This window comes from Aminobacter sp. P4_D5 (assembly GCF_056401815.1).
In genome coordinates this window covers 1-587 of the sequence record NZ_JBFUIP010001079.1, presented here as the reverse complement: position 1 = coordinate 587, position 587 = coordinate 1, and the positions used below count along the sequence as shown (strand labels likewise).

Sequence of the window (587 nt, the reverse complement as noted above, 5' to 3'; positions counted from 1 at the left end):
CTGGTGGCCGGCCTCGATCACGACGGCCACGCCCTTGGGGTGCAGCACGCCCTCGATGGTATTGGCGATCTGCGCCGTCAGCTTCTCCTGGATCTGCAGGCGCTTGGCATAGGCGTCGATCACCCGGGCGATCTTGGAGATGCCCACCACCTTGCCGTCCGGCAGGTAGGCGACATGCGCCTTGCCGACGATGGGGACCATGTGGTGCTCGCAATAGCTCTCGATCCGGATGTCGCGCAGCACGACCATCTCGTCATAGCCGTCCGTCTCCTCGAAGGAGCGGGCGAGGAGCTCGACGGGGTCGGTGTCGTAGCCGGCGAAGAACTCCTCGTAGGAGCGGACCACCCGGGCGGGCGTGTCCAGCAGGCCCTCGCGGTCCGGGTCGTCGCCGGCCCAGAGCAGGAGGGTGCGGACGGCGGCCTCTGCCTCCTCGCGGGTCGGCTTGACGGGGGACTTGGCCTCTTCGGCCTTTCGATCGGGAGGCGCCTGGACATTCATGGCGTTCGGACTTTCGTTTCTCGATTCGGAACAGATGGTTAAAACCGGCGCCCGTGCAAGTTCAGCCGGTCACCCGCAACTCCTCGTAG

Annotated in this window: 1 protein-coding gene; it reads right to left on the bottom strand. The window is 66.3% G+C overall.

Annotated elements, in window-relative coordinates:
• Positions 1 to 498, bottom strand: a 498-nt coding sequence (folE, locus tag AC1DWF_RS36760; RefSeq protein WP_476843358.1) for a GTP cyclohydrolase I, incomplete at its 3' end; no start/stop codon positions are given.
• Positions 499 to 587 lie beyond the last annotated feature (89 nt).